The 15,226-nt window shown below is 66.2% G+C and carries 12 protein-coding genes; 5 read left to right on the forward strand and 7 right to left on the reverse strand.

Annotated features, from left to right (window positions below; translation table 11 throughout):
• Positions 1-26: 26 nt before the first annotated feature.
• From kdgD to RAD15_RS13165, 5 genes are all read right to left on the reverse strand, one after another.
• Positions 27-971 (reverse strand): 5-dehydro-4-deoxyglucarate dehydratase, encoded by a 945-nt coding sequence (kdgD, locus tag RAD15_RS13145; protein ID WP_458177976.1) that lies wholly within the window; start codon positions 969-971, stop codon positions 27-29.
• A 129-nt stretch (positions 972-1,100) separates the two neighbouring features.
• The gene (locus RAD15_RS13150) at positions 1,101-2,006 is read right to left on the reverse strand and encodes a LysR substrate-binding domain-containing protein (protein WP_458177978.1); all 906 of its coding nucleotides are present in this window, start codon (positions 2,004-2,006) and stop codon (positions 1,101-1,103) included.
• Positions 2,007-2,133: 127 nt separating this feature from the next.
• Positions 2,134-3,474, reverse strand: coding sequence for an MFS transporter (locus RAD15_RS13155; RefSeq protein WP_458177980.1), 1,341 nt, complete (start codon positions 3,472-3,474; stop codon positions 2,134-2,136).
• 326 nt (positions 3,475-3,800) lie between these two features.
• Positions 3,801-5,753: a hypothetical protein gene (locus tag RAD15_RS13160; RefSeq protein ID WP_458177982.1), complete on the reverse strand. Its 1,953-nt coding sequence runs from the start codon at positions 5,751-5,753 to the stop codon at positions 3,801-3,803.
• Positions 5,754-5,840: 87 nt separating this feature from the next.
• Complete coding sequence (locus RAD15_RS13165; protein WP_458177984.1) at positions 5,841-6,923, reverse strand: lysylphosphatidylglycerol synthase transmembrane domain-containing protein; 1,083 nt, start codon at positions 6,921-6,923, stop codon at positions 5,841-5,843.
• 415 nt (positions 6,924-7,338) lie between these two features.
• On the opposite strand from RAD15_RS13165, the gene RAD15_RS13170 reads away from it, so the two are divergent.
• The 3 genes from RAD15_RS13170 to RAD15_RS13180 all read left to right on the forward strand — a co-directional run bounded on the left by RAD15_RS13170 (position 7,339) and on the right by RAD15_RS13180 (position 12,038).
• On the forward strand, positions 7,339-7,845 hold the full coding sequence (locus tag RAD15_RS13170) for a YciE/YciF ferroxidase family protein (protein ID WP_458177986.1): 507 nt from the start codon (positions 7,339-7,341) through the stop codon (positions 7,843-7,845).
• A 279-nt stretch (positions 7,846-8,124) separates the two neighbouring features.
• The gene (locus RAD15_RS13175) at positions 8,125-9,543 is read left to right on the forward strand and encodes an MFS transporter (RefSeq protein ID WP_458177988.1); all 1,419 of its coding nucleotides are present in this window, start codon (positions 8,125-8,127) and stop codon (positions 9,541-9,543) included.
• 95 nt (positions 9,544-9,638) lie between these two features.
• Positions 9,639-12,038 carry a bifunctional diguanylate cyclase/phosphodiesterase gene (locus tag RAD15_RS13180; RefSeq protein WP_458177990.1) on the forward strand — a complete coding sequence of 800 codons (2,400 nt, stop codon included), beginning with the start codon at positions 9,639-9,641 and terminating at the stop codon, positions 12,036-12,038.
• A 3-nt stretch (positions 12,039-12,041) separates the two neighbouring features.
• On the opposite strand, the gene RAD15_RS13185 is transcribed toward RAD15_RS13180, so the two are convergent.
• On the reverse strand, positions 12,042-12,476 hold the full coding sequence (locus RAD15_RS13185; protein ID WP_458177992.1) for a hypothetical protein: 435 nt from the start codon (positions 12,474-12,476) through the stop codon (positions 12,042-12,044).
• Between the two features lie 64 nt (positions 12,477-12,540).
• Here RAD15_RS13185 and RAD15_RS13190 point away from each other — a divergent pair, with 64 nt between their 5' ends.
• On the forward strand, positions 12,541-13,122 hold the full coding sequence (locus RAD15_RS13190) for a hypothetical protein (protein WP_458177994.1): 582 nt from the start codon (positions 12,541-12,543) through the stop codon (positions 13,120-13,122).
• 8 nt (positions 13,123-13,130) lie between these two features.
• Here RAD15_RS13190 and RAD15_RS13195 read toward each other — a convergent pair whose 3' ends face one another.
• Complete coding sequence (locus RAD15_RS13195; RefSeq protein WP_458177996.1) at positions 13,131-14,474, reverse strand: aminotransferase-like domain-containing protein; 1,344 nt, start codon at positions 14,472-14,474, stop codon at positions 13,131-13,133.
• 183 nt (positions 14,475-14,657) lie between these two features.
• Between RAD15_RS13195 and RAD15_RS13200 the strand changes: the two genes are divergently transcribed.
• Positions 14,658-14,894, forward strand: coding sequence for a DUF1127 domain-containing protein (locus RAD15_RS13200; RefSeq protein ID WP_458177998.1), 237 nt, complete (start codon positions 14,658-14,660; stop codon positions 14,892-14,894).
• Positions 14,895-15,226: the final 332 nt, after the last annotated feature.

Below are 15,226 nucleotides of genomic sequence, written 5' to 3' on the forward strand. Positions count from 1 at the left end.
CGTGCACTCCTCCCTGTTGTCGTCGGTTATTCTGCCGCCTGTTGTGTCGATCGAATGGCGGGCAGGTTCTTCACCAGCGCGGTCAGTTCCGCGACCTCCTGCTCGGTGAGGTCGGTCAGCGGCGGGCGAACCGGGCCGGAATCGCGGCCGATCACCTTCATGCCGGCCTTGATGATCGAGACCGCATAGCCCTTCTTGCGGTTGCGGATCGCGATCAGCGGCAGGATGAAATCCTTCAGTCCGGCATGGATCGTCGCGTGATCGCGCTTGCGCACGGCGGCGTAGAAGTTGGTGGCGAATTCCGGCACGAAGTTGAACACGGCCGAGGAATAGGTCGTCACGCCCATGTCGAGATAGGGCAGTGCGAAGGTCTCTGCGGTAGGCAGGCCGCCGACATAGGTGAGACGATCGCCGAGCTTGGTGTAGACGCGGGTCATCAGCTCGATGTCGCCGATGCCGTCCTTGTAGCCGACGAGGTTGGGGCAGCGCTCGGCGAGGCGCGCGATCGTGTCGGGCTGGAGGATGGCGTTGTCGCGGTTGTAGACGATGACGCCGATCTTCACGGAGGCGCAGACCGCCTCGACATGGGCGGCAAGGCCGTCCTGTTCGGCATGAGTGAGGTAGGGCGGCAGCAGGAGCAGGCCGTCGGCGCCGGCCTTTTCCGCGCCGATCGCGATCTCGCGGGCGATCGCGGTGCCGTAGCCGGTGCCGGCGAGCACGGGCACGCGGCCCTTGGTCTCGTCGACGGCGACCTTGACCACTTCAGGAACTTCGCTCGGCGTCAGCGAGAAGAATTCGCCGGTGCCGCCGGCGGCGAACAGGCCGGCGACGTCATAGCCGCACAGCCAGTCCATGTTGGCGCGGTAGGTCGCCTCGTCGAAGGAGTAGTCAGCCTTGAATGGCGTGACGGGGAAGGACAGGAGGCCCGATCCGATCTTCTGGGCCATTTCCTGCGGGGTCATCTTGCTCATGGGCGCTGCTCCCTTGTCTCGTGTTGTGGAGGACGCGGGCCAAAGCCTGCACGTCCATGCGCCGTGGTTTAGGAGACCGTTCGATGCGCGTCCAAGCCAAAGCCTATATCGACCGATGCGAAATCAGCATCAATCTTCCAGCATCTCCGCGGAGGACAATTCGCTCGCGATTTTGACCAACGCAGAGAGCAGTGGATCCTCGTTGTCGCGCCGCCAGACCATGAAAAGCTCGACGGGCACGCGCGTGCGCAGCTTCAGCGGCCGCAGCCGCACGTCTGCGATCTTCAGGCTCGCCGCCGCTGCCGGCACGATGGCAAGGCCGAGGCCGGCGCGGACCATGGCGAGGATCGAGTGGATCTGGCTCAGATGCTGGACGTAACGCGGCAGGATGTCGGCGCGCGTGAACAGCGCGACCAGCAGGTCGTGGAAGTAGCGGCTCTCATAGGGCGAATACATCACGAAGGGCTGGTCGTCGAAATCCTTGATGGTGACGCTGTCGGCGCTTGCCAGCGGATGCTTCTTCGGGATCGCGGCGAGCAGGGGCTCGGCGACGACGCGGCGGCTGGTGAGCTCCGGGCGCGCGATCGGCGGCCTGAGCAGGCCGGCGTCGATCTGGCCGGAGGTCAGCGCCTCGAACTGGTCGCCCGACACCATCTCCTTCAGCGAGAAGTCGACCTCGGGCAGCTTGGCGCGGCAGGCCGCGACGAGCTCGGGCAGGAAGCCGTAGGCCGCGGCGGCGGTGAAGCCGATCTTCAGCGAGCCGGTCTTGCCGAGCGCGATGCGGCGGGCGACCTGCGAGGCGCTTTCCGCGAGCTTCAGGATGCGCCGCGCCTCCGGCAGGAAGCTGCGGCCGGCAGGCGTCAGGCGGACCGAGCGGCTGGTGCGCTCCAGCAGCGGCGCGTCGATGATGTGCTCGAGCACCTGGATCTGCCGGGACAGCGGCGGCTGGGTCATGTTCAGCCGCGCGGCGGCGCGGCCGAAATGCAGTTCTTCCGCCACCGTGACGAAACAGCGGAGTTGGTTGAGGTCGAACATCGATACATGCCTTAGATGGATAAGGCGTTTCCCCGGCACTTCTAGCATCGATCACCCCCAAAACAAAGACGGCGGCTTTTTGAGCCGCCGTTAAGTTGCCTGGTCCCGTTCCGGTTGCCCGGAACGCTCAGGAGGAACGCTTGAGCACCACCCGCTCGATCTTGCCGACGATGACGAGATAGGCGAACGCGGCGACCAGCGCGTTGGCGCCGACGAACACCAGCGCGCCGTTGAAGGAGCCGGTCGCGGCCAGAATGTAGCCGATCACGATCGGGGTGGTGATCGAGGACAAATTGCCGAACGTGTTGAACAGGCCGCCGGAGACGCCGCCGGCTTCCTTCGGCGAGGTGTCGGAGACGACGGCCCAGCCGAGCGCGCCGATGCCCTTGCCGAAGAAGGCGAGCGCCATGAAGCCGACCACCAGCGCCTGGCCGTCGACATAGTTGCAGGCGATGATCGACATCGACAGCAGCATGCCGCCGACGATCGGGATCTTGCGCGCCATGGTCAGCGAGCCCGTCCTGCGCAGGATGGCGTCCGAGATGATGCCGCCGAGCACGCCGCCGATGAAGCCGCACAGCGCGGGAAGCGTCGCCACGAAGCCGGCTTGCAGGATCGACAGGCCGCGCTCCTTGACGAGGTAGACCGGGAACCAGGTCAGGAAGAAATAGGTCAGCGTGTTGATGCAGTACTGGCCGAGATAGACGCCGAGCATCATGCGGTTGGAGAGCAGCTGTCGGATGTGATCCCACCCGGAGCCGGACTGGGGCGCACGCTCCTCCTTGGGGGCATCGAGATCGACAAGCGCCCCGCCTTCCTTGATGTAGTCGAACTCGGCCTCGTTGATGCCGGGATGCTCCTTCGGACCGTAGATGGTCTTGAGCCAGACCAGGCCCATGATGACGCCGAGCGCGCCCATCACGAAGAACACGTAGCGCCAGCCGTAGTCGTGCGCGATCCAGCCCATCAGGGGCGCGAAGATCACGGTTGCGAAATACTGCCCCGAATTGAAGAAGGCCGACGCGGTGCCGCGCTCGTTGCCCGGAAACCAGGCCGCGACGATGCGGGCATTGGCGGGGAAGGACGGTGCTTCCGCGACGCCGACGAGGAGGCGGAGCGCGAACAGCACGACGATGGCAGTGCCGGCGCTGAGGAAGCCGACCCAGCCCTGCAGCAGCGTGAACAGCGACCAGATGATGATGCTGAAGGCATAGACGAGGCGCGAGCCGTAGCGGTCGAGCAGCCAGCCGCCCGGCACCTGCGCCACGACATAGGACCAGCCGAAAGCCGAGAAGATCCAGCCCATGGCGACGGGATCGAGATGCAGCTCCTTGGAGAGCGCGGGGCCCGCGATCGACAGCGTGGCACGGTCGGCATAATTGACGGTGGTGACCAGGAACAACATGGTCACGATGAACAGCCTGACGCGAGACCTCCTCACGTCCGCTGCGGACACCACTGCGCTCATCACGCGCCTCCTTAGAACTCGAAAAGTTTCCTCACTGCGACTCCTAGAGGCGCGCGCGGCAAAGTGTCCAAGTTCAAGGGAGTATCGATCGATGCCGTTTTTGGATTGATGGAACGGCTGGGAGGAGGAACGATCGCGGGTGGTGGAGGATGCGTAGGCGAGGTCGCATCACGCACTCCGCTGTCATTCCCCGCGAAGGCGGGGAATCCAGTACGCAGCAGCTTCTCGATTCGACCACGACCGTCACGGAGTACTGGATCGCCCGCCCCTGTGCGCAATTGCGCACTAGGCGGGCGATGACACCGATCGTGCGGAGGTAGCCTGCGTTACTGCCGCGCGCTCGGCAGCAACTGCGGCAGAAATCCGCGCGTGACGCCCGGTGGCACCGCATCGAGCCCGAGCACGGCGCTTGCGGCGGGCAAGGCCGCATCCGCCATCGCGGCGTGGCCTTCGGCGCTTGGATGCACGGCGCCACCATAGACGGCGGAGAGCACGCCCCAGGTCGCGTCGTGGATGTCGGTCGGCTGGCTCGCCGCAGGCAGGCCCTGCGGATAGGTCATGGCGGCGAAATAGCTGTCGTTGGCGTCGCGTATCCACCGCCCGCGCGGCAGATAGGCGCGGTATTCGGAGGCGCCGCGGCCGCACAGCATCGGCTGGCTCGCCGCGCTGACGATATCCGGGTTGAAGCTCTGGCCGTTCTCGGCAAAGCAGGTGCGGTCGAATTCGGGATCGTTGCCCGAATGCGCGCAGAAGCCGTGATCGGCGAACGCGGCCTGATGCGCATCGACGAAGGTCATGCGGTCGGCCTCGGGATCGCGGCACAGCGCGCCGCGCGTGCAGGTGGCGAGCCCCTTCAGTTGCGGCAGAAATTCCGTGTCGACGAAGGTTGAGACGCGGGTGAGGCGTTGCGGATCGGCGTTGAAGGACGGGTGGATATCGAAACCGGCGCGGCCGCCGCGGCAGGGCACGCCGCCGTCGGCGAGCGCCGGATTGGCGTAGGACACATAGACCACGTGCGAGAGGTCGCCGCCGACCAGCGGCTTCAGCGCCTCGCGCAGCTTGACGAAGTTCTGCGGCAGCTCGTGCGCCAGCGCATCGCGGGAATCGTCGACGCTCGCCATCACGCCGGAGCGGCGGAACAGCGCGCGCTCGGTCGCGGTCTCGACGATGACGTCGGCGACGAGGCCGGAGAAATAGACGTCGTTGGCGCCGACCGAAAGCAGCACGAGATCGAGCGTGCGGTCGGGCTGGCGTTTCTTCGCCGCGGTCAGCGCCTCGCGCAATTCGGCGACCTGGGCATTCACGCTGGTGTTGCAGACGCCGGTCTTGCCGGGCGGACATTCGCGGGCGCGCTGCGAGCCGAGCAGCCCGTCGCCGATGCTGGCGCCGGTACAGGCGAGCGGCAGGAAGGTCACCGCGATGTGGGTGAAGCGCACCGCGAGGGCCAGTGCGGTGCGGGCCTGGTAGCTATAGAGCGAGCGGTGGCAAGGCGCATTGAACCAGAGCGCGCTGTAGTGCTGCCAGTTCGCGAGCGTGTCCGGCGCCTCGCAGGCGCGGCCGCCCTTGTAGCCGGCGCGGCTCGGCCGGTAGTACTGCGCGCCGGCGGTGCCGAGATAGGAGCGGAAGCAGAAACCTTCGTCCGACAGCGCCAGCGGACGGTCCGGATTGCCCTCGCCCGAGGCGATGCTGTCCCCGAGGCCGGCGACGAAGACGTCGCGGACCTGGATCTCGGTCTGGACCCGCTGGGTCGGATCGGAGCCGGACGAGACATCGACGCTCGCTACCGTCTGCTTGCCGTAGCGGACCCGCAGGTTGATCGGCTCGGCGCAGTCGAAGGTCGATTGTTGCGGCCCGTCGCCGTCGTCGAACGACCATGCGCAGGTGGCGCCGACCGGCACTGCGCCGGCCAGGCGCACCGTGACGGGGTGGTCGATCGGCGTGAGGTAGTTTTCCTTGGTGTTGTCGCGGGTGCAGGGCTGGTTGACCCGGCCCTGGAGGTCGATGCAGAGCCGGTTGACCATGTTGCGGGCCCAGCCGCGGCCCTCGCTCTGGAGCTCCAGCGACTGCTCGGCGGCGAGGATGCTGCGGTTGCGCGCGTTCTCGACGTGGAGCAGGAAGTCGCGCTCCTCGCGGAACAGCCGGAAGCGGTTGCGCACCTCCCAATTGATCTGCATGGCGCCGGCGTCCTGCGCAGCGGCGCGCTCGGGCGGCAAGGCGGTCAGAATCCCGGCAAGCAGCAGGGCGCTTGCGGAGAGGGTGCGAAGGAATACAGGGATCATTGCCCGCGTCTTCAACGGCAAAGTTGAGGCGGAAATAAGAGAGGATTGCTCTCCCGCCCGCAACCCCTTCCGGACCCAGATCGTGGTTTACCGCTTGTTGGCTTGCCGCAGCAGCCGCTCGCGTTCCATCGGCGTCACCTGTTTGGGCAGGTTGGCCTGCGCGCAGGCCTCCGCCAGCCGCCGCCGCTCCTGCCAGGGCTCGACCACGTTCATCCAGAGCTCGCGCGTGCCCATGATGGAGATGGCGAGGCCGAACGGGATCACGAAATAGAGGATGCGGAACACCAGCAGCGTCGCCAGGAGCTGCTCGCGGCCGAATTCGGGCAGCGCCAGCAGCATGGCGGCATCGAACACGCCGATCGAGCCGGGGGCATGGCTGGCGAAGCCCAGCAGCGTCGCCAGGATGAACACCACGGCGAGCGACAGGAAGTCGATCGGCGGATTGGCCGGTATCAGCAGATACATCGCCAAGGCGCAGAAGCCGAGGTCGACCACGCCGATCAGGATCTGAACCAGCGTCAGCGGCGCCGACGGCAGCACCACCTTCCAGCCCTTCTGGCCGAGCTCGCGGCGCTTCTCGCCCATGCAGAGCCAGACCAGATAGGCGCCGATCGAGGCGAGACCGCCAAGTGCGATCAGCCGGTTGATCGACGAGGGGAGCTGATCCATGTAGGAGGCCGCATCCGGATGGATGGCCATGCCGATCGACAGCACGAAGATGTTACCGAGCCAGAAGGTCAGGCCGGAGAGGAAACAGATCTTGGCGACGTCGATCGCGTTCAGCCCGTAGTCCGAATAGATCCGGAAGCGGATCGCGCCGCCGGTAAACACGGTGGCGCCGATGTTGTGGCCGATCGAATAGGACGTGAAGCTCGACAGTGCTGCGATGCGATAGGGTACGTGTTTCTTGCCGATCGTTCGCAGTGCAAAAAAGTCGTAGAAGGTCAGCGTACAGAACGCGAAGAACACGCAGATCGCCGCCAGACCGATATTTCCGCGGGGGATGTCGGCCAGCGCGGTGAGGATGGCGCTCCTGTCGATCCCGTGGAGGGTCCGCACGAGTGTCGTGATCGCGAAGGCGATGATGAAGACGCTCGCGGCAATTCCCAGCCGTCGCCAGCCGATCCATCTCTTGAAGCCGCGTTTCAGCGCGGGCAGCAGTCCGTGCATTCATCCTCCCGGCGGGGGGCAAAGCCGACGTGGCCAGACATTGGCCGGTCGGGTGCGATCACTACGTCGATCGCTAGCATGATCCAGCTCATTTAAGGCAAAAACAGCGGCTTGTGCAGCCCTTGACAAGGATAGGTTCTGCGCGGGACCCGCTACTTTTGTCATATGCGGTTCACATCGGACGCGCGTTAAGCATATGAGTCGCGAGACCGGCCCGGATCGCGCGTCCGTATGTTGACACAATTTCAAATCCTGAGCTCGCCGGCATTGTTCCAGCGCAAAGCACGACCGGTTTTTTGGAACGTCGATGTCACGTGCTCGTTAGCGCCCATCAGCAATCGAACATGGCGGAATACGCGGCTTTTCGTGCAAGCCGATGCCTCCGTGTTCCCGAAACCGAAAGAGGATCGGAACGATGGGACTGTTCACAAAAGACATCAAAACCATGAACGACCTGTTCGTGCATCAGCTCCAGGACATCTATTACGCCGAGCAGCAGCTCACCAAGGCGCTGCCGAAAATGGCAAGTAAGGCCACCGATCCGCAGCTGAAGCAGGGCTTTTTGACGCACCTCGAGGAAACCAAGCAGCATGTCGCCCGGCTCGAGGAAGTCTTCAAGATGCACGGTGTCGCCGTGAAGGCGATCGATTGCCCGGCGATCGACGGCATCATCGAGGAAGCCGATGAGACGGCCGGCGAAGTCGCCGACAAGGCTGTGCTCGATGCCGCGCTGATCAACGCGGCGCAGGCCGCCGAACATTACGAGATCGTCCGCTACGGCAGCCTGATCGCCTGGGCCAAGCAGCTCGGCCGCAACGACTGCGCCAGCGTGCTTGCCAAGACGCTGGAGGAAGAGAAGGCGACCGACAAGAAGCTGACCGTGCTCGCCGAGAGTAAGGTCAATTTGCGCGCAGCGAGCTGAGGCGAGGTGTAACGACGGCAGCGCCGCGCGGTCATTCGCGCGGCGCTTTTGCTTCTCCACCGTCCGGTGTCATGCTCCGCGAAGGCGGGGCATCCAGTACTCCGCGGCCTCTCCGTATCCCCGCGCCGCCGCGGAGTACTGGATCGCCCGCCTGCGCGGGCGATGACACTGAATGTAAGGCGAGTGCGTTCCCAGCGCATCCATCATTCGTTCATTATCGAAACATGATCGCGCGACGGCAGCGTATATCCCGCATGGGGCTGCAACCGAGGTGGCAGCATGCGAGCAAGCACCATCAAATATGAAACCCTCGACGAGGGAGCCGGCGCCTCGCGTGCCGCTTCGCGTCCTGCGACCTCCCTCACGCTCGCCGCGATGAGCCTCGGCTATGGCGTGGTGCAGCTCGACGTCACCATCGTCAACACCGCGCTCGATGCGATGGGCAAGACGCTCGGCGGCGGCGTCGCCGAGCTGCAATGGGTGGTCAGCGCCTACACCATTGCGTTTGCCGCCTTCATCCTGACATCAGGCGCGCTCGGTGACCGGATCGGTGCCAAGCGCATCTTCATGGCGGGGTTCGCCATCTTCACCGCGGCCTCGCTCGCCTGCGCGCTGTCGCCCAACGCCATCGTGCTGATCGCGGCACGGCTGGTCCAGGGGTTGGCGGCAGCGATCCTGGTGCCGAACTCCCTTGCGCTGCTCAACCACGCCTATCCGGACGACCGCGCGCGCGGCCGCGCCGTCGCGGTCTGGGCCGCAGGCGCCAGCCTCGCGCTGACCGCCGGCCCCTTCGTCGGCGGCGCGCTGATCACGCTGGTCGGCTGGCGGGCGATCTTCCTGGTCAATCTGCCGATCGGGCTTGCCGGCCTGTGGCTGAGCTGGCGGTACGCCAGCGAAACCACGCGGGCGCGCTCGCGCGAGATCGATCTGCCCGGCCAGCTTGCCGCGATCGGCGCGCTGGGGGCGCTTGCCGGTGCGATCATCGAAGGCGGCGCGCTTGGCTGGGGACATCCGGCCGTGATCGCAGCCTTTGCCGGAGCCGCCGTTCTCGCCGTGCTGTTCGTCTGGCGCGAGAGCCGCGCCGCGCAGCCGATGCTGCCGCTGTCGCTGTTCGGTCACCGGCTGTTTACCCTGACGACCATCGTAGGCCTGCTCGTCAACGTCGCGATCTACGGACTGATCTTCGTGCTCAGCCTGTACTTCCAGAGGGTCAACGGGCTGTCGGCGTGGTGGACCGGTCTCGCCTTCGTTCCGATGATGGCAGCGGTGCTGCCGGTCAATCTGCTGGCGCCACGCCTCGCCGAGCGCATCGGCCCGTGTCCGACCATCGTCGTCGGCGCCTGTATCTCGGCGTTCGGCTGTCTCGGCCTGCTGTGGATCGAAGCCGGTACGAGCTATTGGGCGATCTTTGCGCAGATGATCGCAATCAGCGGCGGACTTGGGCTGCTGGTGCCGCCGCTGACCTCGACCTTGCTGGGCAGCGTCGAGAAGGCGCGCTCCGGCGTCGCGGCGGGTGTCCTGAATGCGACGCGGCAGACCGGCAGCGTCCTCGGCGTCGCGCTGTTCGGCTCGCTGGTGGCCCCGGAGGGCGCGTTCATGGCGGGCCTGCATCTGTCGCTGGTCGTGTCCGCGGCCGTCCTGCTGCTCGCCGCCGCGGTCATCGGCACCGGCGCGAGGATGAACAATCCGAGTGAATGAACACATCTCCCGTTCACCATTCCCGAAACAGGCGCGTAGCCGGTTACCGACTGTCCACTTCTGTCGGTTCAAGTGCGGGTCGATAGGGGCCTGCAATGTATCAAGTTCTCTACTGTCTCACCGAGGAGCACGACTGGCGACTGGTCGCGCTTGGCGGCGCGGTGTGTCTGCTCGCCAGCGCGGCGGCGATCAGCCTGTTTCACCGGGCGCGCGCGACGCACGGCTCGGGGCGTTTGGCCTGGATCGCGCTGGATGCTGCCGTCAGCGGATGCGGCATCTGGGCGACGCATTTCATCGCGATGCTGGCCTACGGGCCGGGCGGCGCCGGCGCCTACAACATCCCGGTCACGATCCTGTCGCTGATCTTCGCGATCTCCGTCACCTTCGTGGGTCTGAGCATCGCGGTTTCGTCCTTGCGCGCGATATGGATCGTCGTCGGCGGTGCCATCGTCGGCGGTGGCGTCGCGACGATGCACTACACCGGCATGGCGGCGCTGGAGATGCCGGCCCGCGTGGACTGGACCGGAAGCACGGTTGCCGCCTCGGTGCTGTTCGGTATCGTCTTTGCCGCGCTGGCACTGTTCGTTGCCGCGCGGCGCGACGATATTCGTCATGCGCTGGCGGCGACGACGCTGTTGACTGTCGCCATTGTCGCACATCATTTCACCGCAATGGGCGCGGTGCTGCTGACGCCGGATCCGACGCTTGCGATCAGCGGCCTGTCGATCGCGCCGGCCTCGATGTCCTTCCTCACCGCCAGCGCCGCGGTCGCGATCATCGCGATCGCGCTTGTTGCCGCGCTGCTCGACCGCCGCGCCAAGGGTGAATTGGGGCGCCAGCAGATCGTGCTGGACACCGCGCTCGAGAACATGTCGCAGGGGCTGTGCATGTTCGACGCGGACGGCAAGATCCTTCTGTTCAACGAGCGCTACGCCGCGATGCTAGGCCGTACCGGCATTCCGCTCACCGGCCGCGCGCTCGTCGACGTGCTGCGGGAGGAGCAGGCGAAGGGCCAGTGGCAGGGCGATGCGGGCGAATTCTTCGCGCGCCTCGTCGCCGACGCGCGCGAGGGCCGCACCACGACCGATCTCGTGAGCAGGTTCGGCCGCTCCATCCGGGTCGTCAACCAGCCGATGCAGGGCGGCGGCTGGGTCGCGACCTTCGAGGACATCACCGAATGGCTGGATGCACAGGCCAAGATCTCGCACATGGCGCGCCATGACGCGCTGACGAGCCTGCCCAACCGCGTCCTGTTCCACGAGCAGCTCGAGCAGGGACTGCGCCGGACGAATTCGGGCGACCAGCTCGCGGTGCTTTGTCTCGATCTCGATCACTTCAAGGACATCAACGACTCGCTCGGCCATCCCATCGGCGATGCGCTGCTCAAGGAGGTCGGCCGCAGGCTGAAGGCGACCGTCGGCGAGAGCGACACGGTAGCACGGCTCGGTGGCGACGAGTTCGCCGTGGTCCAGATCGGACGTTCCGAGGAAACCGCCGCGCGGTCTCTTGCCGGCCGCCTGGTCGAGGTGATCTCGGCGCCTTACGAGATCGACGACCATCAGATCGTGATCGGCGTCTCGATCGGCATCTCGCTGTCGCCGCAGGACGGCGACAATCCCGACGAGCTGTTGAAGAACGCCGACCTCGCGCTGTACCGCGCCAAGGCCGATGGCCGCGGCACCTATCGCTTCTTCGAGACCGGCATGGATGCGCGCGCGCAGGCGCGGCGCCTGCTGGAAATGGACCTGCGCGCGGCGCTGCAACGCGACGAGTTCGAGGCGTACTATCAGCCGATCCGCGACGTCGCCAGCAGTCGCGTCGTCGCGTTCGAGGCGCTGCTGCGCTGGAACCATCCGCAGCGCGGCCTGATCGCGCCCATCAACTTCATTCCGCTCGCCGAGGAGACCGGACTCATCGTCCAGCTTGGCGAGTTCGTGCTGCGCTCCGCCTGCACCGATGCGGCCACCTGGCCGGATGATGTCGACGTCGCCGTCAACCTGTCGCCGGTGCAATTCAGGAGCCCGAACCTGATCGCATCCGTGATCGGGGCGCTCGCCGCCTCGGGACTCGACGCGCGCCGGCTCGAGCTCGAGATCACCGAATCCGTGCTGCTCCAGAACAGCGAGACGACGCTGACCACCCTGCATGAGCTGCGCGCCATGGGCGTGCGCATCTCGCTCGACGATTTCGGCACCGGCTATTCGTCGCTGAGCTATCTGCGCAGCTTCCCGTTCGACAAGATCAAGATCGACCGCTCCTTCGTCTCGGAGCTGGCGACGCGCGAGGATTCCATGGCGATCATCCGCGCCGTGACCGGCCTTGGCCGCAGCCTCGGCATCGTCACCACCGCGGAAGGCGTCGAGAACGACGCGCAGCTCGAGCTGCTCCGGCGCGAGGGCTGCACCCAGGCGCAGGGCTATCTGTTCAGCAAGCCGCGGCCCGCTTCGGACGTGGCGATGATGCTGGAACGGCCGCGGCTGCGCGCTTCGGCGTAGGGGCTAGCCGCGGCGCAGTGCGAAATGCGCGCCGCAGAACGCCATCATGGCACCGAGGCACAGCGCGGCAAGCCCGGCGAGCACGCCCGAGACCGTCGGGACCGGGCTCGGCGCCGAGGCCACCTGGCCCGCACCCGCAAGCAGCAGCACGCCGACCGCGATCAGGAATTGCCGCATCCGTTGCGGGATCTGGCCGGAGACGGCGCTCTGCATCAATGTCGCCGTGAAATAGCCGCCGGAAAAACCGACGGTCGCGATCAGCCACCAGGCGATCGCCGCGCCCGCCGGAATGAACTCGTGCGTGTCGGAACGCCAGAGGCCGCCGAGGTCGAGCCCGTAGCGCGCGCCCAGCATGTGCACCGCGAGCGCGAGCAGCACGCCGGAGATCACGGCGGCGCCGAGAATCAGGCGGCGCGGAAAAAAGGTCGTCTCAGCCATGCCTCGCTTGTAGGATGGGCGAGGGCGATCGCGCAAGCGGATCGCGGACGGGATTGATTTCGAGATGCAGGTTTCCGGAGCCGAGGCGGCCACGAGCTACGCCTACAAGGCGTCGCTGATCGGCTCGGCGCATCGTTTCGAGCTGACGGAGGAGGGGCTGTCCTGGCACATCGCCGGCCGCTCCGGCCTGTGGCGCTATGACGAGATCGGTGCAATCCGCTTGTCGTTCCGTCCGGTGTCGATGCAGCAGCACCGCTTTCGCGCCGATGTCAGCCACACCAAGGGCGGCCGTATCGCGATCCTGTCGACGAGTTGGCAGACCGCGGCGCTGATGGCGCCACAGGACAACGGCTTTCGCGATTTCATCGTCGCGCTGCATGCACGGATGGCGCAGGCCGGCAGCCGCGCCGAATTGACCGCGGGCCTCGGCCGCAAGACCTATGCGGCGGTGCTGGCCTTCCTGGCGGTGCTGACGGTGGCGATGACGGGGCTGTTGATCCGCGCGCTGATGATCGGCGAATTCGCCGGCGCGCTGTTCATCCTCGGCTTTGCCGCACTGTTCACCTGGCAGGTCGGCGGCTTCGTGCGTCGCAACCAGCCGCAGAGCTACAGCTTCGATCGCGTTCCTCGGTCGCTGCTGCCATAGGCGCCGGGCTACTCCGTCGAGTCGAAATCTTCTTCCTTGGTGCCGAGCAGCGAGACGATCGTGCGCAGGCCGGAATCGAGCTGCTCGAAGGTGGGCGGGGCGAGCGCGAGGCGCACCGCGTTCGGCGCATGGCCATGGGCGACCGCGAAGGTGGAGGACGGCGTCAGCGCGATGCCGCGCCGGGCTGCCGCGGCGACGAAGGTCTGCGAGCGCCAGTGTGGCGGCAGCGTGAGCCAGAGATGATAGGAGCGCATGTCGGCGGAGATCTGGTATCCGGCCAGCAGCCTTGCCGCGGTCTGCTGCCGGCGCGTGGCGTCGATGCGCTTCAGCCGCGTCAGCTCGGCGACGGTGCCGTCGGCCATCAGCCGCTGCCCGGCTGCCAGCGCGTGGCCGGAGGCAATCCAGCCGCCGGTCCGGACCGCGCTCATCATGCTCTCGCGCAAGTGCGGCGGCGCGACGAGGATGCCGAGCGCGAGGCCCGGCGCGACCTTCTTGGACAGGCTGTCGAGCACGATGCAGCGGTCCGGCCCGAGCGCGGCGAGCGGCGTGTCGTCGGCGAGGAAGCCATAGACGGTGTCCTCGATGATGGTGAGATCGAGCTTTTCGGCGACGCGCATGATGTCGGCGCGCCGCGTCGCGTTCATGGTGACGCCGAGCGGGTTCTGGATGATGGGCTGGAAATACAGCGCCGACAGGTGGGCCTCGCGATGCGCTTTCTGAATCGCGTCGGGCCGCGCGCCGTGCTCGTCCATGGGAATCGGGACCAGCGTCACACCGAGCCGCGCGGCGATGCTCTTGACGTAAGGATAGGTCAGCGCCTCGACGCCGCAGCGGCCGCCGGTGGGCACGAGCGCCGTGAGCGCGGCCGCGAGCGATTGCTTGCCGTTTGCGGTGAAGACGATCTGCTCGGGCTGCGGCGCAAAATCCTTGCGCGCGAGATAAGCGGCGGCGGCATTGCGCGCGCTCTTGGTGCCGGTGCTGGTGGAGACGCGCAGCGCGGCTTCGAGCGCGTCGACGCGCTCGAGCCCCGCGAGGCTCTTGGCGATCATCGCCCATTGCTGCGGCAGCAGCGGATAATTGACCTCGAAGTCGATCCGCGCATCGCGCGGCTCGCTCAATGCCTCGACTTCGCGCCTGATGTCGCCGGAGATGAAAGTGCCGCGACCGACCTCGCCGACCACGAGGCCGCGGCGGAGCAACTCCGTATAAACCCGGCTCGCGGTCGAGACCGCGATGCCGCGGTCATAGGCAAAATTGCGCTGCGGCGGCAGCCGGTCGCCGGGCCTTAACGTGCCGTTAGAGATATCCGAGGCAATGGCATCGGCAAGCTTCACGTACTCGAACTTGGACATTATTGCACCGAGAGCAATGTTTTCCTTGCTCCGAGCAATGTACTGGAGCATTTAAGTTCCATCAAGTTCCGCGATTGAGCCGAGGTGAGCGAGAGCAGTCCGACGGCAAATGAGGTGCAACGCTTCGAGTGTTGCGCCAACGGCACCTGCTTCGCCGCGCGGGACATAGGCCGGAGAAGAAAAATGACCACGATATCGCAAACTGCCGGGCGGAGTTTACGCCCATCCTCGACGGGCGGATTTTTCAGCACGCTCGCCAGCGCCGCCCATGCCCTGTTCGACCGCCTGGAGCGCCGCTCCGCCGTCAAGACGCTGAACGAGCTCGACGACCGCGCCCTGCGCGACATCGGGATCAGCCGCAGCCAGATCGAGGATGCGGTCTACGGGCAGTTCAAGACCGAACTGACCCGGTATCTGTAAGCCCCCACTCTCGTGTCCCGGACGCGCTGCAGCGTTCTTACGCTGCTGCGCAGAGCCGGGACCCAGCAAGCCACGGCAATCGCTGCAGCATGGGCCCCGGCTCTGCAGCGCACCGCTGAAGAAGCGCTGCGCCGCGTCCGGGGCACGAGACCCTTGTTGCATGACTGACATGGGATCGCATCCTCGCGGCTCATTTCGCCCGAGTTGTGCTTCGTCGCATCACGCCCATTGAAAGAGGGCGCAGGGAAGACCGAGTGCCGGCCGGGCACCCACGGTCCACTGTGCGAAAGGTGGCAACAAGAATTTGCACAGCGGCATACAGGTGAAGCCTA

This window comes from Bradyrhizobium sp. 14AA (assembly GCF_054185205.1).